24 protein-coding genes are annotated in these 21,795 nt (G+C 36.5%); 5 read left to right on the plus strand and 19 right to left on the minus strand.

Annotation, left to right across the window (positions count from 1 at the left end; translation table 11 throughout):
- The first annotated feature begins 197 nt into the window (after positions 1 to 197).
- The 4 genes from AB8S09_RS01395 to AB8S09_RS01410 all read left to right on the plus strand — a co-directional run bounded on the left by AB8S09_RS01395 (position 198) and on the right by AB8S09_RS01410 (position 4,807).
- Positions 198 to 1,946 (plus strand): Rqc2 family fibronectin-binding protein, encoded by a 1,749-nt coding sequence (locus tag AB8S09_RS01395; RefSeq protein WP_369868377.1) that lies wholly within the window; start codon positions 198 to 200, stop codon positions 1,944 to 1,946.
- A 164-nt stretch (positions 1,947 to 2,110) separates the two neighbouring features.
- Positions 2,111 to 2,644 (plus strand): bifunctional pyr operon transcriptional regulator/uracil phosphoribosyltransferase PyrR, encoded by a 534-nt coding sequence (gene pyrR / locus AB8S09_RS01400; RefSeq protein ID WP_294181344.1) that lies wholly within the window; start codon positions 2,111 to 2,113, stop codon positions 2,642 to 2,644.
- Between the two features lie 57 nt (positions 2,645 to 2,701).
- Positions 2,702 to 4,027 carry a uracil permease gene (uraA, locus tag AB8S09_RS01405; protein ID WP_369868347.1) on the plus strand — a complete coding sequence of 442 codons (1,326 nt, stop codon included), beginning with the start codon at positions 2,702 to 2,704 and terminating at the stop codon, positions 4,025 to 4,027.
- 18 nt (positions 4,028 to 4,045) lie between these two features.
- Entirely contained in the window at positions 4,046 to 4,807 is a 762-nt protein-coding gene (locus AB8S09_RS01410; RefSeq protein ID WP_294181347.1) for an exodeoxyribonuclease III, read from the plus strand.
- A gap of 12 nt (positions 4,808 to 4,819) precedes the next feature.
- On the opposite strand, the gene AB8S09_RS01415 is transcribed toward AB8S09_RS01410, so the two are convergent.
- The 19 genes from AB8S09_RS01415 to mraZ form a co-directional block, all read right to left on the minus strand.
- Complete coding sequence (locus AB8S09_RS01415) at positions 4,820 to 5,734, minus strand: RluA family pseudouridine synthase (protein WP_369868348.1); 915 nt, start codon at positions 5,732 to 5,734, stop codon at positions 4,820 to 4,822.
- Entirely contained in the window at positions 5,724 to 6,179 is a 456-nt protein-coding gene (gene lspA / locus AB8S09_RS01420) for a signal peptidase II (protein ID WP_294181349.1), read from the minus strand. Before lspA ends, AB8S09_RS01415 begins: the two co-directional genes overlap by 11 nt.
- Positions 6,180 to 6,216: 37 nt before the next feature.
- On the minus strand, positions 6,217 to 6,912 hold the full coding sequence (locus tag AB8S09_RS01425) for a 5'-methylthioadenosine/adenosylhomocysteine nucleosidase (protein WP_294181351.1): 696 nt from the start codon (positions 6,910 to 6,912) through the stop codon (positions 6,217 to 6,219).
- Between the two features lie 69 nt (positions 6,913 to 6,981).
- Positions 6,982 to 7,653: a DivIVA domain-containing protein gene (locus AB8S09_RS01430; RefSeq protein ID WP_294181354.1), complete on the minus strand. Its 672-nt coding sequence runs from the start codon at positions 7,651 to 7,653 to the stop codon at positions 6,982 to 6,984.
- A 15-nt stretch (positions 7,654 to 7,668) separates the two neighbouring features.
- Positions 7,669 to 8,448, minus strand: a complete 780-nt coding sequence (locus AB8S09_RS01435) for a YlmH family RNA-binding protein (RefSeq protein WP_369868349.1) — start codon at positions 8,446 to 8,448, stop codon at positions 7,669 to 7,671.
- 29 nt (positions 8,449 to 8,477) lie between these two features.
- On the minus strand, positions 8,478 to 8,744 hold the full coding sequence (locus tag AB8S09_RS01440; protein ID WP_294181357.1) for a YggT family protein: 267 nt from the start codon (positions 8,742 to 8,744) through the stop codon (positions 8,478 to 8,480).
- Between the two features lie 45 nt (positions 8,745 to 8,789).
- Positions 8,790 to 9,263: a cell division protein SepF gene (locus AB8S09_RS01445; protein ID WP_294181359.1), complete on the minus strand. Its 474-nt coding sequence runs from the start codon at positions 9,261 to 9,263 to the stop codon at positions 8,790 to 8,792.
- Between the two features lie 11 nt (positions 9,264 to 9,274).
- Positions 9,275 to 9,940 (minus strand): YggS family pyridoxal phosphate-dependent enzyme, encoded by a 666-nt coding sequence (locus tag AB8S09_RS01450; protein WP_294181366.1) that lies wholly within the window; start codon positions 9,938 to 9,940, stop codon positions 9,275 to 9,277.
- A gap of 139 nt (positions 9,941 to 10,079) precedes the next feature.
- Positions 10,080 to 10,805 (minus strand): DUF881 domain-containing protein, encoded by a 726-nt coding sequence (locus AB8S09_RS01455; protein WP_294181368.1) that lies wholly within the window; start codon positions 10,803 to 10,805, stop codon positions 10,080 to 10,082.
- A 13-nt stretch (positions 10,806 to 10,818) separates the two neighbouring features.
- A complete protein-coding gene (locus tag AB8S09_RS01460) occupies positions 10,819 to 11,163 on the minus strand; it encodes a small basic family protein (protein WP_294181370.1) in 345 nt (114 codons plus the stop codon).
- Positions 11,164 to 11,186: 23 nt separating this feature from the next.
- Positions 11,187 to 11,909, minus strand: coding sequence for a DUF881 domain-containing protein (locus AB8S09_RS01465; protein WP_294181372.1), 723 nt, complete (start codon positions 11,907 to 11,909; stop codon positions 11,187 to 11,189).
- Between the two features lie 6 nt (positions 11,910 to 11,915).
- Complete coding sequence (locus AB8S09_RS01470) at positions 11,916 to 12,695, minus strand: cell division protein FtsQ/DivIB (RefSeq protein ID WP_294181374.1); 780 nt, start codon at positions 12,693 to 12,695, stop codon at positions 11,916 to 11,918.
- A 199-nt stretch (positions 12,696 to 12,894) separates the two neighbouring features.
- Entirely contained in the window at positions 12,895 to 14,007 is a 1,113-nt protein-coding gene (gene spoVE / locus AB8S09_RS01475; protein WP_294181595.1) for a stage V sporulation protein E, read from the minus strand.
- 87 nt (positions 14,008 to 14,094) lie between these two features.
- Positions 14,095 to 15,048: a phospho-N-acetylmuramoyl-pentapeptide-transferase gene (mraY, locus tag AB8S09_RS01480; RefSeq protein ID WP_294181376.1), complete on the minus strand. Its 954-nt coding sequence runs from the start codon at positions 15,046 to 15,048 to the stop codon at positions 14,095 to 14,097.
- A gap of 38 nt (positions 15,049 to 15,086) precedes the next feature.
- Complete coding sequence (locus AB8S09_RS01485; RefSeq protein WP_294181378.1) at positions 15,087 to 16,481, minus strand: UDP-N-acetylmuramoyl-tripeptide--D-alanyl-D-alanine ligase; 1,395 nt, start codon at positions 16,479 to 16,481, stop codon at positions 15,087 to 15,089.
- A gap of 161 nt (positions 16,482 to 16,642) precedes the next feature.
- Positions 16,643 to 18,478 (minus strand): stage V sporulation protein D, encoded by a 1,836-nt coding sequence (locus tag AB8S09_RS01490; RefSeq protein ID WP_369868350.1) that lies wholly within the window; start codon positions 18,476 to 18,478, stop codon positions 16,643 to 16,645.
- A gap of 6 nt (positions 18,479 to 18,484) precedes the next feature.
- Entirely contained in the window at positions 18,485 to 18,955 is a 471-nt protein-coding gene (locus AB8S09_RS01495) for a cell division protein FtsL (protein ID WP_294181598.1), read from the minus strand.
- A 36-nt stretch (positions 18,956 to 18,991) separates the two neighbouring features.
- A complete protein-coding gene (rsmH, locus tag AB8S09_RS01500; RefSeq protein WP_294181390.1) occupies positions 18,992 to 19,921 on the minus strand; it encodes a 16S rRNA (cytosine(1402)-N(4))-methyltransferase RsmH in 930 nt (309 codons plus the stop codon).
- A 21-nt stretch (positions 19,922 to 19,942) separates the two neighbouring features.
- Complete coding sequence (gene mraZ / locus AB8S09_RS01505) at positions 19,943 to 20,371, minus strand: division/cell wall cluster transcriptional repressor MraZ (protein WP_294181393.1); 429 nt, start codon at positions 20,369 to 20,371, stop codon at positions 19,943 to 19,945.
- 303 nt (positions 20,372 to 20,674) lie between these two features.
- Here mraZ and ychF point away from each other — a divergent pair, with 303 nt between their 5' ends.
- Positions 20,675 to 21,772 (plus strand): redox-regulated ATPase YchF, encoded by a 1,098-nt coding sequence (gene ychF / locus AB8S09_RS01510; RefSeq protein ID WP_294181403.1) that lies wholly within the window; start codon positions 20,675 to 20,677, stop codon positions 21,770 to 21,772.
- Positions 21,773 to 21,795: the final 23 nt, after the last annotated feature.

Here is a 21,795-nt window from a genome sequence, read left to right on the forward strand (position 1 = left end):
CATTTGAATTAAGTTTACTACTGCATTAATCTTTTATCAATAATCAACTCATACCGGCATCGGCAGAATTTTTCCAGGTAACTTTATTTAATAAATTTTAGATGATATAATTTATCAGAGTACTGCCGTCATAATTTTTAAATTAAAGTTCAAGAAACAGACATTTGATACAGAAAACAAATAGAAAGGATGATACTATGGCATTGGACGGTATTTTTATATACAGTATTCTGGAAGAATTAAAATATAAACTGCTGGGAGGCCGTGTCGAGAAGGTCAATCAACCTGAAAAAGATGAAATCATACTGTGCATAAAAAACAACAGGAAAAACTATAAGCTCTCAATCAGCTCAAGTTCTGTATATCCTAAAATTCATATTACAGACAAAAACAAACCAAATCCACTAAAGCCTCCTATATTTTGTATGGTACTTAGAAAATATCTTAATTCTTCAAGATTAATTGAGATAAGACAGCTGGATACAGACAGGGTTGTATTCCTGGATTTTGAAAGTTCAGACGAACTTGGATTCAACAGTATTTACACATTGATAGTGGAGATAATGGGAAGGCACAGCAACATCACACTGCTCCGTCAGAGGGACAATTTTATAATGGACAGCATAAAACACATAACTCCTGAAATAAACAGCGTCAGATCCCTGCTGCCGGGAATCAAATACAAATTCCCTCCGACTTCAAACAAATTGAATCCATTTTGTTTTTCCAAGAATGAATTCAAAATTTTTATACAAAACCGCTTAAAATATATAGATAAAAAATTTTTTTCCACAGTATTCACAGGAGTCAGCAATTCTTTTTCAAAAGAGTTATTTCACAGGTTGGAGAGCTTAAATCTATGTGAAAACCTGAACATTTTTGACGAAACATCCATAACTATACTATATAGTTTCAGCAGCAGTACTTTCAACAAGCTTAAAAATCATGAATTTTACTTTATATCCTATAAAAAAGACGGTAAAATGAAAGATTTTTACTGCGACAATTTAACTTACTTAAAGGACTATGAAGAAAGCCACTATACTTCACCTTCCAAACTCGTGGAAGAATTCTATTATGAAAAGGATAGGGCAGACAGGTTGAACAACAGGAGCTCCGACCTCCAAAAACTTATAAATATAAATTTAGACAGGTGTAATAAAAAGATCAAAATTCTAAAAGAGAATATTAAAGATTCCCTAAATAAAGACATTTACAGAGTTTACGGTGAATTGCTCACTTCCAATATATACAAAATCAAAAATGGATGTTCTCATATGAGAGTTCAAAATTATTATGAAGGCAACCGATACGTGGACATAAAACTGGACAGTAACAAAACGCCTTCTGAAAATATTCAGCGCTATTTTAAAAAATACAACAAGCTAAAGAAAACAGAAAAAGCTGCCAGGAAACAATTGAATATAGCAAACGAAGAACTTGAATACTTGAATTCGGTAATGACCAACATAAAAAATTCAGACAGCTACGAAGACATAGAAGAAATAAAAAGGGAGCTCATGTCTGCAGGATATATCAAACTTAAAAAGTCAAAGGCCAGGAAAAATTCCAAAAAATCCAGGCCCATGAAATTTATTTCCAGCGACGGTATAGAAATATATGTAGGTAAAAATAATCTTCAAAATGACTACCTTACCCTCAAATTTGCAGATAAGAGGGACATATGGCTCCACACCAAAAAGATTCCAGGTTCCCATGTAATAATAAAAAATTTTGGAAATGTCCCGGATAAAACCCTGGAAGAGGCAGCCATGCTCGCAGCTCACTACAGCAAGGCCAAAGGATCCTCAAAAGTACCCGTGGACTATACCAATGTGAAAAATATTCACAAACCAAATGGGGCAAGGCCTGGTATGGTAATATACTACACAAACAAGACCCTGTATGTGGACTCCTCAATTCCACCTATAGAACAGGAAAAATAGATTTGCCTCAAAAGCTTGAAATGTAGAAAAAATTATTTTATAATTAACAAGGTTGATATCCTTTAATACGATCCGGTGAGATCAAAAGGGTAATTTGGCAAATATGCCCTCTCACATGGAGAAGGGCTTTTATTTATGTCCAAATATGTAACGGAGGTGACATTTTGAAGTTAAAAGCACTTATTCTGGATAAAAAGGCCATGGACAGGACCTTAACTAGAATATCACATGAAATAATAGAAAAAAATAAAGGCACAGAAGGCATAATGCTAATAGGAATAAAAAGAAGAGGATACCCTCTGGCCAAGAGAATAGCAGAAAATATTTATAAAATTGAAGGTGTCAGGTTGGATGTCAAAGGAGTCGACATAAGCTTCTACAGGGACGATCTAAGTCCCCTTTCAGAACAACCTGTAGTAAATGAATTTAATGTAACAGATGTGGAAAACAAAAAAATCATACTGGTCGACGATGTCATTTATACCGGCCGCACAGCAAGGGCTGCCATGGATGCAATCATTCATTCGGGAAGGCCAAGGCTAATACAGCTGGCGGTCTTAATCGACAGGGGACACAGGGAACTTCCCATAAGACCCGATTATGTAGGGAAAAACATACCTACTTCCAGGGAAGAAATGATATCTGTAGAGATTTCAGAAATAGACAAAAAGGATTCGGTAAAAATATATGAACTATAATTTAATTAAAATAGAACTTTTAAAATAGTCCGGAGAGACTAAAAAGGAGTGTCGTAGATGAAAGATTTCGTAGATGTTGAAGATAAATTGCCCATACTGACTACTATACCGCTTAGCTTCCAGCATTTATTTGCCATGGTGGGCTCCACCATACTTGTTCCCATATTGACCGGTATGAGTCCGTCCATTGCACTGTTCTGCAGTGGTATTGGAACTCTCATATATATAATATGTACTAAAGCCAAGCTGCCCGCTTATCTGGGTTCTTCCTTTGCTTTTATAAGCCCGATAATTATCGCATCCAGGGGATACGGTCCCTCAGCTATGCTTTCCGGCGTAATAGCTGCAGGATGCGTGTATGTAATAGTGGCCGTGATAATAAAATTTTGCGGAGTAGATTGGCTAAACAGGGCCCTTCCTCCCGTAGTAGTCGGCTCCATAGTAATCGTAATAGGCCTGAGCCTCGCCTCTACAGCCATAAACTGGTCCGGTTTCAATCCTGCCTATACGACGAACCAAATGCAGAGTACACCAAGGTGGGCCTGGATGACGGTTTCTGGAATAACACTGGCTGTAGCCGTAATCGGAAGCATGTATTTCAAGGGTTTTCTCGGAATAATACCCATACTGATAGCCATAATAACCGGATATGTATCTGCAATAGTTCTGGGAGTTATACCACAGCAGTCATTAAAAACCATAGCAGATACTTCATTTTTTAAGCTGCCTCCATTTATGCTTCCAAAATTCAATATAAATGCTATGATACTAATGGCTCCAATTTCATTTGTAACTCTTGCGGAACACATAGGCCATATCTATGTAACAAATAATGTAGTAGGACGTGATTTTACAAAGGATCCCGGTCTGCACAGATCGATACTTGGAGATGGACTGGCCACGATATTTGCAGGTCTTGCAGGTGGTCCTCCAACTACAACCTATGGAGAAAACATAGGAGTCATGGCCATAACTAAAATTTACAGCGTATGGGTTATAGGCGGTGCTGCAGTAATTGCCATATTGCTTTCCTTCATAGGCCCTGTAGCTGCACTTATTGAAAATATGCCCATGCCTGTAATAGGCGGAGTAAGTATACTTCTCTTCGGCATAATAGCTTCCTCGGGTTTTAGGGTGCTGGTAGAAGAGAAAATAGATTTTAGCAAGAACAGAAATTTGATATTATCTTCTGTTATAATAGTAATAGGTATTGGAGGAGCTTCCATAAACTTCACCGTTGGTGGATCTCCGGTACAGATATCCGGGGTCGCACTTGCATCTATTATAGGTATAATATTAAACTTGATATTACCTAAAGAGAGCGCCTCAGAGTCAAGCAATTCAATTGAAAAAATCGATAAAAAGGTAAAAAAAATAGGATAGATAGGAGCACTTTTGTTTATGAGAATATATTCCTGGAACGTAAATGGCCTGAGAGCCATCTCAAAAAAGAATTTTTTTGACTGGATAAGAAGTGAAAATCCCGACATACTATGTGTACAGGAAACCAAAATTCAGGAAGCCACTCTAGATGATAAATTAAGAAACATAAACGGATATCACTCATATTTCAGCTTCGCCCAGAAAAAAGGATACAGCGGTGTGGCAGTTTACACCAAATTCAAACCCATATCTGTAAAACATGGAATAGGAATTCCGGAATTTGACTCAGAGGGAAGAATTTTAACAATGGAATTTAAAGATTTCACTTTACTAAATATATATTTTCCCAACGGACAGATGAGCCAGGAAAGGTTGAATTACAAGATGAACTTTTACAATGCAGTTCTGAATTACTGCAACTTTCTCGTATCTCAAAATAGAAAGCTCGTAATATGCGGCGACTACAACACCGCCCATACCGAAATGGACATAAAGAATGCAAAGGCCAATGAAAAGAATTCAGGATTTCTCCCCATGGAAAGACAGTGGCTAGACAAGTTTATTAAAAACGGATATACTGACACATACAGATATATGAATCCGCAAAAAGTGGAATATTCATGGTGGAGTTATAGGTTCAAAGCCAGGGAGAGAAATGCGGGATGGAGAATAGACTACCATTTTGTATCAAATAACCTGCTCAAGAGGGTGAAAAAAGCAGCTATTTTAACTCAGGTTACCGGCTCGGATCACTGTCCCATACTGCTTGAAATGATTTAAAAATACGGGTAATCAGTTTTTGCTGTCAACTATATCTATAACCCTTTTAAAATAATCCGGTATATCTGCTTCAAACTCTATATATTTCCCGGTTGACGGATGTATGAACCCAAGTTTTTTAGCATGGAGCAGCTGACCATTCAAATTGAATCTCTGCTTTCTATATCCATATACCGGATCCCCCACCAGGGGATGGCCTATGTAAGCCATATGTACCCTTATCTGATGGGTCCTGCCTGTTTCCAATATGCACTTTATCAATGTATTGTTTTTAAACCTTTTAATGACTCGATAATGTGTGACAGCCCTTTTTCCGCCACTGACCACAGCCATCTTTATCTTATCTCTCGGATGTCTTGCAATGGGTTTGTCTATAGTTCCACTGTCCTCTTTCAAAACTCCCTCCACCAGTGCAATGTATTCCCTGGTCATGGAATGGGTCTTTAGCTGCTCCGCCAGCTTATTGTGGGCAAAGTCATTTTTTGCAGCCACAAGTACACCGGAAGTGTCCTTGTCTATTCTATGCACTATCCCGGGTCTCATCACTCCATTTATGCCTGACAGATCACCGCAGTGATACAAAAGTGCATTCACAAGAGTGCCCGTATATACACCCGGCGCCGGATGAACTATCATTCCCTGGGGCTTATTTACCACAATAACATCTCCATCTTCATAGAGGACATCAATGGGTATATTTTCCCCTTTTATACTTGTTTCAACAGGATCGGGAATCGTTACAGTTATATTATCCTCACAGGTTACCTTATAGCTGCTTTTTTTAATACTTTCATTTACTTTAACTCTTTTATCTTCTATTAAATTTTGAACATAATTTCTGGACTTGTGAGGCAGACGACTGCACAGAAACACATCCAGCCGTATTTTTTCATCTTCGCTGCCTACCAAAAAAACTTTAGTTTTCATATTTTTCTTCCTTCAACAGACAAAATAGCAGCAATATCGTTCCAACAACCACTAAAATATCCGCTACATTAAATATGGGAAAATAATATATATCCTTGAAATGAACTGATATGAAATCAACCACATATCCGTAAACCAGCCTGTCTATTAAGTTTCCCAGTGCACCGCTTATTATGAGGGAAAAACTTATTTTAACCATGGAAGATTTAAAACCGTGCTTTACCATATAGAATATCATACCTGAAACTACCATTATTGTTATAATTGTCAGGAGAGAAACCCTATTTTGCAAAATTCCAAAGGCCGCACCCCTATTTTCCAAATACAAAAATGAAAATATATCTTTTATTATAACAATTTGAGAAAACTGAGCTAAATTCTGAACGGCCCAAATTTTAGTGATCCTATCTATAAAAATTCCCAGCAATATTATAAGTATCTCCATTTTTCCCTCCCGGCATTGAAACCAATATATTTTAGTATCAGGATAAATTCATAATCATATTTTTCAATATTTCAGTAGAATTTCTTATGGCAATAGGTGTAAATTTTTTATAATCCATACTAGCTCCATTATTGGCATTATCCGATATGGATCTTATTATCACAAAAGGTATATTGTTTAAATAAGCTACCTGTGCAATACTTCCACCTTCCATTTCACAGGCAAGTGCATTGAATTTACTATTTAGATACCTTATCTTCTCGGTACTGCAGATAAACTGATCCCCTGTGACAATTCTTCCTATAAAACTTTTTATACCGTCTATTTTCCTGCAGGCCTGCTGTGCTTTCTCCACAAGGTTTCTGTCACATTTAAAATCATATGTATCCATTCTAGGTATCTGGCCCACTTCATCTCCAAAGGCAGAAGTGTCTACGTCATGCTGCACCAGACTGTCGGCTATAACCACGTCGCCGGGGTATATATCTTCTGCCGTACCTCCTGCCACTCCCACATTGATTATATCATCCACATTAAAATCATCTATGAGGATTTGAGCACAAACAGCCGCATTCACTTTACCTATTCCACTTTTTACTATTACAACTTCAGTATTGTAAAGCTGCCCAAAATTAAATCTCATATTAGCTTTTACCTGGATTTTATTTAATTTTAACTGAGATAAAAGTATTTTTACCTCTTCATCCATAGCTCCAATAATTCCAATAATCATAATTTATTGCCTCCTGTATTTATAATCATCTGATGTAAAAGACCACTCTATACTTTAGAGTGGTCTTTTCTACTCCTTAACAAAAAAATTCTTAATTTCATCTAGATCATTCTCTTCCGTCAAAGTATCATCACTGTCATCTTTTTCAGTTTCTTCTTTTTCTGCCTTTGGAGAAACTTCCTCTTCTATTTCTTTTTCCTTCACAGGAATATCCTTCTTCGAAGAAGAGTCTTTAGAAGTATCATTTAAAGTATTTTCATTCACTTCATAACCTATGTTGTAATTTTTTACAAAATCCTTTTCCATATCGTCGAACATTTCCAACTGGGCTTTCATAAAATTTCTGAATCTCGATCTGAATTTTCCAAATTCCTGTTTTGCCCTTTCAAATTCATCATTAATCTGAATGACATCACTCTGAGCCTTGTCTATTATTTTTTGGGCTGTATTATTGGCATTTTTAAGTATAAACTCACTTTCTTTTTTAGCATTTTCTTTGGCCTGTTCAGAAGCATTCTGAGCTAATAAAAGGGTATTTTGTATAGTCTTTTCCATTTTATTGTAGTGATTTATCTTATCCTCCATAGATTGAAGTTTTTCCTTCAAAGAGGAATTTTCCTTCTGCAGTGATTCGTAATCTTCCGCTATCTTATCCAAAAATTCATCTACTTCATCTATATTATACCCTCTAAGGTTTTTCTTAAATTCCTTATCTGTTATTTCAACAGCGTTCATCTGCATATTTAGCACCTCAAATCAACTAAATTTTTTTACAAGGAGCTTGTACCTACCAGATCCAGTAAGTCCTGTTTTCCCTGCGACCTTGAATTTTCCATAACCTCTTACTGTTATCGTACAATGATCCCCTGCCAGTTTATCCTTTCTCTCTACAGGTAAATAGTCAAGTAAAACTTTACCCTGCCTGATCATATCTTCTGATTTGCGCCTGGACAAATTGCAAAGCGAACTCACCATACAATCCAATCTAAAAGAAGAAACATTTAAAATATAGGTTTCAAAGCTGTAATTGGGAATTTCACCTGTATTAATATCAATTTCACTCACTTTACAGGGGCATTTTCCCACACTATCCATGTTCAGTTTTACATAATCGCTTATATCTTCACAGACAGCTGCATAGCACAGGTCATCTCTCTGCAGTATCAAATCTCCAAATTTCTCCCTTTTGATTCCAAGGGACATAAGACTTCCCAGATAATCACTGTGCCTTAACTTCACAAATTTTGACCTGCATCTCAATTCCAACAGCTTTACAGGATAAGAGCACTTTACGGGATCTTCCGAAAAAGCCAGCACTTTTCTCTCAGCATCATGAAATATACCGCAGCTATAAATATTCACTCCAATTTCCCCACTTAGATTCTCCAGGGTCTTCCATATATTTGGAGTATAGAACTCACTTGTATAAACAACTTTATGACTTCGTTCCGCCCGTACTATCTTATCGTAAATCAGCAGTACACAATCCTTACTGCAAAAATTAAACTTATCTACAAAATTATCTTTTTTCATCATTTTTTCCTTCGTCCAGTATCTACATGTCCTTAAATTATAGAAAACACAACTCCTCTTATTATATCTATTATAAAAAAAGCTATTATAGGAGAAAAATCCAAGGCAAGCCCCGGCATAATTTTTTGCTGAATCATCCTGCCAGGTCTCATAAAAGGTTCAGTAAATACATGCAGGAGATCTGTAAAAGCATTTCCCCTTCCAGGCATAACCCAGGACAAAATCACATCCAATATAATAGCTGCCTCTAGAAATCTAAACAAAAGAGCCAATGCTACAGCTAAGGTACTGCTTATCATTTCTGCCTCCAAAATAATTATTTTATTACATATTTTTATTATCGTCTATTTCCAGTCAAATATTCCTTTTCCAGACAATTCATTTTTTAAATCGCTGCTCACTTCTACACTTGAAGGTGAAAGTATATATACTCCCTTTTCTACTTCCTCCAGATCTCCACCCAGAGCATAACTTGCCCCGCCCATAAAATCAAGAAGCCTCTGGGCTGTTCTAGTCTCAAGTCCCGTAGTATTTATGACTATGATCTTCCTGTTCTTCAACTCATCGCATATATCCGCCGCTTCTTCGTAAGTAGTTGGTTTAACTATCCTGACTTTAGCAGAAACAGTGGTATGTATGCTTACAACCTTATTCTGTCTTTTTGAATTCATAATAGGTTCCGACCTATTATAGCTGCTGCCGGTACCAGCATCTCTCTCATCCTCCTGTTCTTCTGTTTCATCCAATTCTTCATCTTCATCCAAATCATCTTCAAGGCCTAAAAATCCCATCATTTTGTTTATCATTTTACCAGCCATAAAAATACCTCCTATTTGTTATAATTTCTCTTTCCAAATATGCCTTCGCCAACCCTAACTAAAGTAGAACCTTCTTCAATTGCGATTTTATAATCATGAGTCATTCCCATAGACAGTATATCCATACTTATATTCTTAAATTCTCTCTTCTTGAGATCTTCAAAAATAGACTTCATTTCCTTAAAATAATGTCTGCAGCTCTCCTCATCCCCCTTTGGAATAACGGCCATAAGTCCTTTCACCTTTACACTAGTACACTTTTCACAGGCCCCTATCAATCTTTCAAGATCATCAACATATATACCGGTTTTACTCTCTTCACGACCTATATTTATTTGAATTAGCGTATTGGCAGTCAGTTTTTTCGCACTATAACGTCTTTCAAGCTCATTTAGAAGCCTTATACTATCCAAAGAGTGAATGAGATAAACCTTACCTACTATATATTTTACTTTATTTCGCTGGAGATGTCCTATTAAATGCCACCTTATATCATCTGGAAGAAGCGGCTGCTTTTTCATAAACTCCTGGACTTTATTCTCTCCAAAATCCCTAACTCCTACATTATATGCAGTCTGTATATCTTCTACCGGTTTAGTCTTCGAAACGGCTACTAAAGTAATTTTCCTTTCCTTTAAATCTGCTTCTACATTATTTAAATTTTCTTCAATTGACAATAATACCGTCTCCTTCATTGTTAAACACATGTATACAATATCTATTATTCTTCACAAAAACTAAAATTCCTTCAAAAATTAATTATTTTTTTGGAATTTAATAAATACAGTGTAATATATGGAATAAATTGTAAATAATTTATTCCTTGTCTTTCATAAATTCTACTTTATAATCTCCATTATAGGCTGGTATTGTTATGCTTTTTTCCTTAGTCACCTTCACTACTATCTTCCTGGTCATCAATATTTTCAAATAATTTTCATTCGACATCATATAATTGTAAAGTACATCTTTGTTACCTATAGCATAAATGGAAAATGGGGAGGCAATTTTTACTCCATTTACTCTTAAAAAAGGCCCGCTGCAGTAGACTTCAGAAACATCCACCATTCTGTGTCCATTTATGGAAATAGCTTCCGCCCCTGCATTTTTCAAGTCATTTATCACCTGTATCACATCAGTATTATGTACAAGCCTCATCTGGTACTGAAACGCATCCAGGCCATCTTCCATGGCCGCATCGTTTAAAAATATTTTTATTCCCTGACCCTCCACGGCAACTTTGCCAAGTTCTATATTGTTCTTGTTCAATTCCTGATTTATCTCCGATACAACCTGGGTTTTATTTTGTTCATTGTCCTCATATTTTTTCAATTTGTCATAGTTTTCACTGTACTGTTCCGACAAATCCGATATTTGACTTTGAAGTCGATTTTTATAATTATATGCATCTTGATACTGCTTTGCACTCAAAATAACCCTCTTGTTAGTACTTCCCTTGGTAAAACTTATATTCATGGATATCAGTATGCCTATAATCACAGAAGCTATAAAAACAAAAATATTGGCTTCATTGCTCTTCATTTAATTCACCTCATCAATGTGGTTTGGGTTTGTATTTCTTTAGCAGCAATCTCCTTATAATTGCAAAGTTGTCAAATATTCTTCCTCCAAAAACTATAACTGCAGCCAAATATATAGGCACTCCCAATTTGTCTCCAAGATATGCGAGTCCTGCAGCAAGAAGTGCATTTCCAAAAAAACCGGATATAAAAATATCAGTTTGAAAATTTTTCGAAAGATTAGCTTTTATAGCCCCAAAAACTGAATCCAAGCAGGCTAAGATCGCCACCGACATGTAAGGTGAAAATTTATCTGGAATATTTACATTGCATGCCACTCCAATAATTATTCCCAATATAAGACCAATAAACGCTATCATAATTTTATCACACCTTTAACAACTTATTCCTTTACAGGCTTAGCATATTCAAATTTATATGCCTTATTATATTTCTTTATAGTTATATTATCTGATTTTTGAAATTTAACATCACATAAATTTTTTATATCTGCAAATACTTCCGGGAAACTCATATCACTGTACAATAAATTTTTATCTCCAATAGCTTGTATGACTATTCTGCTGGAGGGCGATATCTTGTTGTCGTTTATAAGTATATAGTTTCCTGCAGTCCTAATACCTGTTCTGGAAACAATCCTTATGTCATTTATGGATATAGCTTCAGCTCCTGCAAATCTAAGTTCGTTCACCAAATACACCAGATCCTTGTCAGTTATGTGGTTGTCGACACTGCTGCTCTCTCCAAACAGGTCCTTGTTGTTAGGAGTGAGATATACAATTATTCCCGGCCCATTTACATCCACTTCTCCTGTAAGTATTCTTGTATTTTTTAACTGTTGTACAAGGTTTTTAGTAGAATCACTCTTGCTTGCCGCTGCATCCTCGTAATTCTTTACTTTGTTTTGAAGATCATTCACCTTTGCCTCCAGGGCATTTTTTTCCTTTTTATATTGTTCTATAGTCACCGTAACATCTGTATTATTCTGGCTTCCCAGATTTACAGTATTGTCCTGCTTTGTCAATGCCTTGAACTGATAGGTAAGCATAAATCCAAGTATACAGCATACTAAAGCAACACTAATCTGTGACCCAAATTTGCGCATTTTATCTTATCCTCCTACTTTATATACAGGATTGCCATCAAACCTTACATCTATGTATCCCTTGGCACCGTTCAATTTCTCCTGAAGCAATATGTTAAGTGCCCTGTTCATTTTCTTTTCTATATTTTCTCCGCTTCCCAATTTGACACACATATTATTAAAATACACTTTTATATCCAGCAAATCGCTCACATCCACGTAAGTAATCGGGAAGGGCAGATTATTATTCACAATTATGTTTCCCAAGGAAGACACAGCTTTTAATTTTCTCTTGTCTTTCTGGGCACTGATGGTTTTGCCTATATCTGTTTTAGTATAATCAATTCCATTTAATCCAGCCAACTGCATGTTGTTTATGCTGTCTATTTTTTGAAGTAAAATACCATTTCCATCTATAATATAGTACTTTTCCCCATTTTTACAATAGAATACCGCGTCTCTTTCTTCAACGTTTATATCAATAGTAGCAGGAAGCTTTCTATTTATTACTACATCCTTTATATACGGATTGCTCAGTATCCTGTCTTTTGCACTTTTTAAATTAATATAAAATATATTATTTCCGGCATATATCTGGGATCTGTTCACAATATCACTGCTTACGACATTTTTATTGCCGTGTACTTCAATATGTTGAATATTAAAATAGGGAAGTTTTAAACAGAGGATAAAAAATAATGCTATTAGAAATAACATAAAAATCAAAGCTTTTTTTACTCTTCTTTTTCTCCGTCTTTTTATAATCATTTCGTTGTCTGTATCTGTATTTAACGTAAAATCACTCATCCCCTACCAACTCACTTTAAAATTTAAATGTAAAATACTATAAGATATATATATATTAACACTTAATAAAATTAATTTCATTAAAATAATCATTAATTTTTTATATATTTTTTCTTACAGGAATATTAAAAGGTATATAAAAAAAGCATTAAAGTATTTTTACGTAAAATATAGCATTACAATGCTGTAATGCTATATTTTACGTATATTCATTTTGTCTGGATATGTTCAAGAGCACACCCATTGCTATCATATTTATCACAAGTGAAGATCCTCCATAACTTATAAATGGAAGCGGCACACCCGTTACCGGCATGGATCCAGTTACAACTGCTATGTTTATTATTGCCTGTACTGCAATAACAGAGGTTATCCCCGTAGCTAGAAGTGTACCGTAGGTATCCCTTGCCTTCACGGCAATCACAATTCCTCTCCATACAAGTACTACAAAAAGTGCGATGATAATTGTACATCCTATGAGTCCCAACTCTTCTCCTATAATGGAAAATATAAAGTCGTTATGAGGTTCCGGTATGTAATAACATTTCTGCCTTGATCTTCCAAGTCCCACACCCCATATACCACCTGAACCCATTGCCAAAAGGGATTGAATAAGCTGGTATCCACTGCCCTTTGGATCCGCCCAGGGATTTATGAAGCTCGTAAATCTGGCCATTCTATAGGGTTCAAATATTATTCCGGCAATTCCCGCAAGAGCCACTAGACCCACTACGCCAACCATATGTTTGATTTTAGCCCCTGAAACATACAGTACTATCATTGTAACTATCATTATTACGGCAGCTATACTTAAGTTTTTCTCTGCAAACACCAGACCTGCATAAAATCCTGAAACCAGGAGATAAGGTATGACCCCGTAAAGCAGAGTTCCTATTTTTCTCCCGCCTTTTGCCTCTATGCTCTTAGCCATGTAAAACACGACAACGTATTTAGCTATTTCAGAAGGCTGAAATCCAAATGAGCCTATTTTCACCCACCTCTGTGCACCATTTGTGGATTCAAAGGCAAATACCGAGAGCAGACATACTATGGATATCACCATAAGCAGTTTTGTATATCTCTTTATTTTTTTATAGTCAATTTTTATAGTCAGGAACATAAAAAATGTCCCTATTACAGCCCATAATCCCTGCCTTTTCAAAAAAAACATGCTGTCATGCGTACTTTTATCAAAAAATGCCTTGTATGAACTTGCACTATAGACCATTACCACGCCAATAGCAACCAATAACATTATAGTTGAAAACAACACGAAGTCTATAGAACCCATTCTAGTCTTCGACTTGCTAATTTTCATAAAAATCCTCCTAGATCATTACTGCTAAAAAACTGACAAAAGTTATGGACTCTCTTGATATCACACTACCTGTGATTTTAATTACAAAGCTAAAAAACCTACCAAACACAATATCACTGTAATTATGCAAAACATAGAAACAACTTTGGTCTCATGCCAGCCCGAAAGTTCAAAATGATGATGTATGGGTGCCATTTTAAAAATTCTCTTGCCAGTAAGTTTGAAAGAAGCCACCTGAAGTATGACAGATAATGCTTCAATCACATATATCCCACCAATTATTATAACCAACAATGGCAGTTTTAATATCATGGCTACAGCAGCTACTGCACCACCAAGTGCCAGTGAACCCGTATCCCCCATAAAAATCCTCGCTGGAAAAACATTGTACCTTAAAAACCCCAAAAGTGATCCAGTCAGAACCGAACAGAAAACAGCCAGGGTAAGGTGTCCTGTGGCAAAACTGACCAGGGCCAAAAAAGTCATTACCAACAATGTAACAGAGGCAGCCAGGCCGTCAAGACCGTCTGTCAAATTTACAGCATTTGTAGTTGCCGCAAAATAAATTATTATAAATGGAATATAGAATTTTCCAAGATTCCATATTTTATGTGTAAATGGCCATATTATAGATGTGCCTATACTTGGATTATTGGCAGCATAAAAGGCAAATAATCCAGAAGCTACCAGAAGCAGTATCATTTTCTGATATGCTCTAAGCCCTAAATTCCTCTTTTTAACTATTTTCAGGATATCGTCAAGGGCCCCTATCACTCCAAAGGCAACAAGGGCATATAATGCTACCATTGCTTCATCTGAAGGGTTTCTCACCAAAATCGCCATAGTTATAAAAGTCGCCAGTATAAATATTATTCCGCCCATGGTCGGTGTACCGGCTTTTTTCAAATGACTTCTAGGGCCATCTTCCCTTATGTTCTGTCCAAATTTGAACTTATGTAGAAGAGGTATCATAATTGGGCCTTCCAAAATTGCTATTAAAAATGCTATGAGAACAGAATATATCAATTTATTCATAATTTGTATTTATCCTAAATCAATAGGATTTTCACCTCCTAACAACTGCTGTTTTTCTTTAGTTCTTCTGCTATCTCTTCAAATTTCATAAGCCTTGAAGCTTTCACAAGAACGGTGTCCCCTCTTTTAATATATTTATCCAGGAGGAATTTCAGAACTTCCTCCTTACTGTTAAAGAACATAAATTTTCCCTTTTTGCTCAGAGCCTCAAAACCCTTTCTAAAGTCCTCCCAAAATTCTCCCAGAGCTATAAAAAGATCTACATTACTATTTGCCGCATATTCTCCAACTTCCTCATGCATTTTGTGGGATGCTTCCCCAAGTTCCCTCATGGTTCCAAATACGGTTATACGTCTTTCTGATTTGAAATTTTTCAAAACATCCAGTGCAGCTTCCATAGATTCTGGATTTGCATTGTAACTGTCATTTATAACATTGAATTTTTTGCCCCTGAATATCTCCATTCTAAGAGAAGTAGTCCTTATATTATCAAAACCTCTCCTTATTTCATCATAAGTCATTCCAAAAAGTCTCCCGCAGGCAATCGCCAGCATTGAATTCAATATGTTGTACTTTCCCGGTAAACTGATCTTAAAGCTTTCTCCGGTTCTAATGCCATTTTCACATACCTTGAACCCGATGGAATCCTCCTTTACCACACAGTCATAAGCTGAAATATCTGCAGGTTTTTCCACTCCCACCTTCTTCACGGGAAATTTATCAATTTTCAGTTTTCCGAGAAGATCGTTATCAGAGTTTATTATCAATATGTTGTCTTTCGAAAAGAAATCCGTTATTTCCAATTTTGCCTTAAGTATGTTCTCCCTGCTGCCTAAAATTCCTATATGTGCTCTCAACACATTGGTTATAACGGCAGCATCCGGTCGTGCGGCCTTAGCCATATTATGTATTTCTCCCCTGCTATTCATACCCATTTCCAATACTGCGGCTTTGTAACTATCGTCCAATTTAAACAGCATATGCGGCAGGCCTATCTGGTTATTAAAATTTCCCTGAGTCTTAAGCACCTTAAATTTGGCTCCCAATACGGCCGCAATCATATCCTTGGTAGTAGTCTTGCCTGCAGATCCCGTTACTCCTATTATCTTTACGTCAAGTTTGCTCCTGTAGAGTTCAGCCAAATCCAAAAGGGCCCTATTACCATCTTTTACTTTAACTACAGTTGTATATTTTTCTATTCCGCCTCTTTTAAATTTAACTTCATCTACCATGCAGATAGAAGCTCCCTTCCTGCTTGCCTCGACTGCATAGTCATTTCCATCGAATCTTTCTCCCTTTAAAGCAATAAATATATCTCCCTGCTTCAGTTTTCTCGTATCTGTACACACATCCTTATATCCGCTGTATTTTCCGGGTAATATCACTTTGCCCCTGACAGCAGCTACAATTTCATCAAAATCCATGTGTTCCAAAAATAACACCCCTTTTCTTCAATGTACAATTGACAATTATCAATTGTCACATAGTATTGGCATGCAATAAGGGAATTTCAATATTGCATGCCTTAAATCACAGTTTAAAGTGCCGATCTATTATATTATAATTTTTAAAATACTACATGTAAAGAAAAAACTTAGTCATCCTGGTTGACGTCAACCTGAGAAGCGCTCTGACTCGTATCTTCAGGTACCGCATCACCCTTTATAGCAAGATAGTTAAACAAATCTGTAAATACCTGTTTTGCCGTAGGGGCAGCCGTCTGGCTTGCATAGTAATTGGACGGATTCGGTTCATCTATGGATACCAGCACCGTTATTTTTGGATCACTCGAAGGTGCCATGCCCGCAAAAGAAGATACGTACTTCCCGGCTTGATATCCGCCGACACCAGCTTTTTGTGCCGTTCCGGTCTTTCCTGCTATATGGTACCCGGCTATAAACGCATTTTTCCCGCCGCCCTTAGAAACCACTGTTTCCAGGTATTTTCTCAGCTGGGCAGTTTTACTTGAGTCCAAAATCTTCGTGGTATTTCCCTTAACGTCATATATTTTATCTGCGACTTCCCTGCCGCTTTTTTCATCATAATGCTTTATTTCCTTCATAACATGCGGGGTGATTAAATTGCCGCCGTTTGCCACGGCATTAAAAGCCCTCAAATATTGAACCGCAGTTACCGTATTTGCCTGGCCAAATGAAATGGTTGCAAGATCTATATCGCTTATATCCTGGGTTTTCTTAACTATTCCCTTTGCCTCGCCAGGCAGATCTATGCCGGTTTTTTGTCCGAAACCAAATTTGTGTATATAGTCGTTTAGCTTTTCCTTTCCTATTTTCTTCCCCAGCTCGGCAAATCCCACATTGCAGGAATTTTTCAATATATCCTCAAAATTTTGCACTCCGTGTCCCGATGTCTTCCAGCAGTGTATGGTCCTCTTGCCTATAGTTATGCTCCCATTACACACAAAAGTGTCATTCGGGCCCACAGAATTTGTTTCCAGTGCTGTCTGTGCAGTTACCACCTTGAATATGGAACCCGGTTCAAAAGTATCGCTGACAGCCCTGTTTCTCCAGGTTTTTTGAAGTTCATCATAGGACTCCCCTTCTATCCAGGGATCATTTGGGTTGTAATCCGGTTTATTTGCCATACCCAGTATCTCTCCATTTTTGGGGTTCATCACTATTATCGAAACCGCCTTCGCCCCATAATCATTAAGGGCCTGCTGGGCCGATTTTTCCGCAAAATGCTGAATCATTTCATCTATAGTGAGTACTACATCTTTCCCATCCACCGGTTTTGTAAATTCTGAAATAGTATAGGGCAACTGCTGGCTCTTTCTGTCCAGTTCCGCAACTCTGCTCCCTGGAGTTCCGGCCAGTTCCTTATTATAATAGAGTTCAACCCCCGTAAGTCCCACTCCATCCGAATTGGTATGTCCCATAACCTGGGATAGAAAATTGTTATTTGGATAATATCTCTTAGTATCCGAAGATATCAGTATACCGTTCAAATTCAGGTTTCTCACCTTATCTGCCGCATCCTTTTCCACCCTCCTCTTTAAAGTCGCAGAACCAACGGGAAGTCCACCGGGAAGTGTCTTATTCAATATTTTGGATACATCTTCTTTTTTCATAGAAAGAATATTTGCAAGTTCACTCGCCAGTTTATCTTCAGATATCTTTTTTTCCTGCATAGTTTCCTTTAAAGTATTCATATCCAGATCAATTCTGTAAACATTGGCACTTACAGCCAGTTCATTTCCATTTCTATCTACAATTTTTCCTCTCTTTGCATCAATTTTCACGTCGCTTGTCCACTGAGCTATGGCCATGGATTTAAGCTCAGGCGATTTATATACCATCACATACAGCATCCTGCATATCAGCAAAAAGAAAGTCAAAAATAGGAAACTGAAGGCAATTATCATCCTCTTCTCGATAATAACTCTATCCCTATATTCTCTCTTGTACAAAATTATTTACCTCCATATTAATTGCTTCAACTTATTTAACATACCTTTTTGTGTTTTCATACTATCTTCATCTTCCTGAGTTTTTATGACAGGTTTATCCAAGTCAATGTAAACTGCATTTTGTTTGTTGGGGACTACCATCTTAAGCTTATTCACTGCATCATCCTCTATATATTTCAAATTATTGTATTTTACCAATTCTACCGTTAAATTTTCATTTTGCCTGCTAATGTTGTCTACATTATTTTCTGCTGAATTCAAATCGGTTTGCATATTGTATATTATAGAATACCTATATATGAGAATTAATCCAATTACAAAAAACACACAGATATTTAAAAGTACTCTAAGCTTCTTCTTTATTTTTTTCTGCTTATTTTCATTTTTATTTTTATGTATTCTCTTGTCATGTTTTTTATAAGGTTTATACTGTGGTTGCAGTGCAGCATTACCGTTCATCATATTTTCCTCATTCATCACTATCACTTTATTCACCCCACCTAAACTTTAGAACTAAATTTTTTCAGCTGTTCTCAGCTTAGAACTTTTGCTCCTTGGATTTTTCTTCTTTTCATCCTCACTAGGTACTATCGGCTTTTTATTTATGATTTTTACAACAGGTTTCTTGTTGCATACGCAAACTGGAAAACTCGGGGGACATGTACAGGGATTTTCCAACTTCCTGAATTTCAATTTCACTATTCTGTCCTCCAGAGAATGAAAATCTATAACAGATATCCTTCCTCCCGGCTTTAATTTTCCCACACAGTCTTCCAGCGCCCTGTCTAATATTTCAAGTTCCCTATTGACTTCTATACGTATACCCTGAAAAGTCCTCTTTGCAGGATGGCCGTTTCTTTGAAATCTCAAGGGAACAGCTCTCTTTATTACATCTACAAGCTGAAAAGTTGTACTTATCTTATTTTTCCTTCTCTCCCTCACTATGGAATCCGCTATTCTGTTAGCAAATTTTTCCTCTCCATAGTCTCTTAAAACCCTGTAAAGTCTTTCCCTGTCATATTTGTTTACTACATCATAGGCTGAAAGAGAATTTTCCCTGTCCATTCTCATATCCAGCGGAGCATCTTTCATATAGCTAAATCCCCTGTCTGGGTTATCGATTTGATATGAAGAAACTCCCAAATCCATAAGTATTCCATCAACACCATCTATTTTGAGCTCATCTAGAATTTCCTTTATATAATAAAAATTACCGTGAATATAAGTTACATTCTTAAATTCCTTCAAATTCTCCTTTGCGGCATCAATTGCTGAAATGTCCTCGTCAATTCCTATAAGCTTTCCATCTTTAGATAAACTTTTTAATATTTCCCTTGAATGTCCTCCCCCTCCCAATGTACAATCAACATAAGTTCCATTTTCCTTAATATTTAAACTATCTATAGTTTCCTGTAAAAGTACAGGTACATGTCTAAATTTCATAAAATATGTCCTCCAACTCTGCTATATTCCAAGTTCACTCAACTGCTCAGCTATATTGTCAAAATCTATATTTGAATTATTATATTCCTGCCATCCTTCTCTGCTCCATATTTCAACCCTCATCGATACTCCTATACTCACTATTTCCTTCTTTATACTTGCATATTCCAGAAGCGGCTGTGGAATAACAATCCTTCCCTGCCTGTCCGGCTCCATTTCATTGGCACCGGAGAAAAAAAACCTTACAAAAGCCCTTGCATTCTTATTTGTAAAAGGAAGACCCTTTAATTTTTCCTCCAGTATATGCCATTCAGACAGTGGAAAAGCATAGAGGCACCCGTCCAAACCCTTAGTCAATATGAATTTTATTCCCAGTTCCTCTCTAAACTTGGAGGGTATAATTATTCTCTTCTTGCTGTCTAGAGCATGCTCATACTCACCCAAAAACATAACTGCACCTCTCAATGCTATTTTGCTCCACTTCAAACCACTTCAATCCACTAACTTATCTATTCTATATTAACATAAAAATTCCTTCTTTTTAAAGTACTTTTAATATATTTTTTAACCCTATTAAATTATAAATTATTACAAAATATTACCGCATTTTTCCCTTAAAATATATTTGAATAAATAAAATGAGACTATTTTATCGTCCGTACCCTTCATTGAAATAATGTTCCCTGTAGAGTATAATTTAAAAAGGATTTTATATTTAGTAAATTATAATTTTTAAGAAAGGAATGTACATAGATGAAACTTGGAATTATTGGACTGCCAAATGTAGGTAAAAGTACCTTGTTCAATGCAATAACAAAAGCAGGTGCGGAATCCGCCAACTATCCATTTTGTACTATAGAGCCAAATATAGGGGTAGTCAGCGTACCTGATAAAAGATTGGACGTACTTGAAAAAATGTATAATTCAAAAAAAAAGGTATACACAGCTATAGAATTCTACGACATAGCAGGTCTGGTAAAAGGTGCCAGCAAAGGTGAAGGTCTGGGAAATAAGTTTTTATCTCATATAAGGGAAGCAGAAGCCATAGTCCACGTAGTGAGATGTTTTGAAGATGAAAATATAGTCCACGTAAACGGCAGCGTGGATCCTGTAAGGGACATCGAAACCGTAAATCTGGAACTTATATTTTCCGACATAGAGGTTATGGACAGGAGAATAGAAAAGGTATCAAAATTGGCCAAAGGCGGAGAAAAAGAAGCCAAGGAACAATATGATTTCATGCTAAAGATAAAAAAGCATCTAGAAGATGGCAAACCTGTACGAACTATGGAATTGACAAAAGACGAAAGGGAACTCGTAAAGGGGTTTTTTTTACTTACAACTAAACCAGTACTCTATGTAGCCAATATTTCAGAAGATGATTTGACTTCGGGAAATGCAGAAAATAAATTTGTAAAAGAAGTAGAAAAATATGCCAGAGATGAGAACTCTGAAGCAGTGGTAATTTCCGCTAAAATAGAAGAGGAGCTCTCCACTTTGGAGGATGATGAAAAATTGGAAATGTTAAAAGAGTACGGCTTAGAGGAAGCCGGACTTGACAAACTTATAAATGCAAGTTATAAACTTCTCGGGCTCATAAGCTTTTTGACCGCCGGTGAAAAAGAAGTAAGAGCATGGACTATAAGAAGGGGCGCAAAAGCTCCTGAAGCTGCAGGTAAAATACACACCGATATGCAGAAAGGGTTCATAAGAGCTGAAATCATACCCTATGAAAAGCTTGTGGAATGCGGCTCAGAAACAGCTGCAAAAGAAAAGGGGTACTACAGGCTGGAGGGCAAGGATTATGTAATGCAGGATGGAGATGTAGTAAACTTTAGATTTAACGTATAAAAAAAATATCTGCAGTAGATTTA

Origin of the sequence: Clostridium lapidicellarium, from assembly GCF_041224415.1 — a bacterium.
GTDB lineage: Bacteria > Bacillota > Clostridia > Clostridiales > Clostridiaceae > Clostridium_B > Clostridium_B lapidicellarium.

Coding starts and splice junctions, on each gene's coding strand:
- AB8S09_RS01395 (WP_369868377.1), top strand. CDS start 198: ATGGCATTGGACGGTATTTTTATATACAGTATTCTGGAAGAATTAAAA.
- uraA (WP_369868347.1), top strand. CDS start 2,702: ATGAAAGATTTCGTAGATGTTGAAGATAAATTGCCCATACTGACTACT.
- AB8S09_RS01410 (WP_294181347.1), top strand. CDS start 4,046: ATGAGAATATATTCCTGGAACGTAAATGGCCTGAGAGCCATCTCAAAA.
- AB8S09_RS01415 (WP_369868348.1), bottom strand. CDS start 5,734: ATGAAAACTAAAGTTTTTTTGGTAGGCAGCGAAGATGAAAAAATACGG.
- lspA (WP_294181349.1), bottom strand. CDS start 6,179: ATGGAGATACTTATAATATTGCTGGGAATTTTTATAGATAGGATCACT.
- AB8S09_RS01425 (WP_294181351.1), bottom strand. CDS start 6,912: ATGATTATTGGAATTATTGGAGCTATGGATGAAGAGGTAAAAATACTT.
- AB8S09_RS01430 (WP_294181354.1), bottom strand. CDS start 7,653: ATGCAGATGAACGCTGTTGAAATAACAGATAAGGAATTTAAGAAAAAC.
- AB8S09_RS01435 (WP_369868349.1), bottom strand. CDS start 8,448: ATGATGAAAAAAGATAATTTTGTAGATAAGTTTAATTTTTGCAGTAAG.
- AB8S09_RS01440 (WP_294181357.1), bottom strand. CDS start 8,744: ATGATAAGCAGTACCTTAGCTGTAGCATTGGCTCTTTTGTTTAGATTT.
- AB8S09_RS01445 (WP_294181359.1), bottom strand. CDS start 9,263: ATGGCTGGTAAAATGATAAACAAAATGATGGGATTTTTAGGCCTTGAA.
- AB8S09_RS01455 (WP_294181368.1), bottom strand. CDS start 10,805: ATGAAGAGCAATGAAGCCAATATTTTTGTTTTTATAGCTTCTGTGATT.
- AB8S09_RS01460 (WP_294181370.1), bottom strand. CDS start 11,163: ATGATAGCGTTTATTGGTCTTATATTGGGAATAATTATTGGAGTGGCA.
- AB8S09_RS01465 (WP_294181372.1), bottom strand. CDS start 11,909: ATGCGCAAATTTGGGTCACAGATTAGTGTTGCTTTAGTATGCTGTATA.
- AB8S09_RS01470 (WP_294181374.1), bottom strand. CDS start 12,695: ATGAGTGATTTTACGTTAAATACAGATACAGACAACGAAATGATTATA.
- mraY (WP_294181376.1), bottom strand. CDS start 15,048: ATGAATAAATTGATATATTCTGTTCTCATAGCATTTTTAATAGCAATT.
- AB8S09_RS01495 (WP_294181598.1), bottom strand. CDS start 18,955: ATGAATGAGGAAAATATGATGAACGGTAATGCTGCACTGCAACCACAG.
- rsmH (WP_294181390.1), bottom strand. CDS start 19,921: ATGAAATTTAGACATGTACCTGTACTTTTACAGGAAACTATAGATAGT.
- mraZ (WP_294181393.1), bottom strand. CDS start 20,371: ATGTTTTTGGGTGAGTATGAGCATGCTCTAGACAGCAAGAAGAGAATA.
- ychF (WP_294181403.1), top strand. CDS start 20,675: ATGAAACTTGGAATTATTGGACTGCCAAATGTAGGTAAAAGTACCTTG.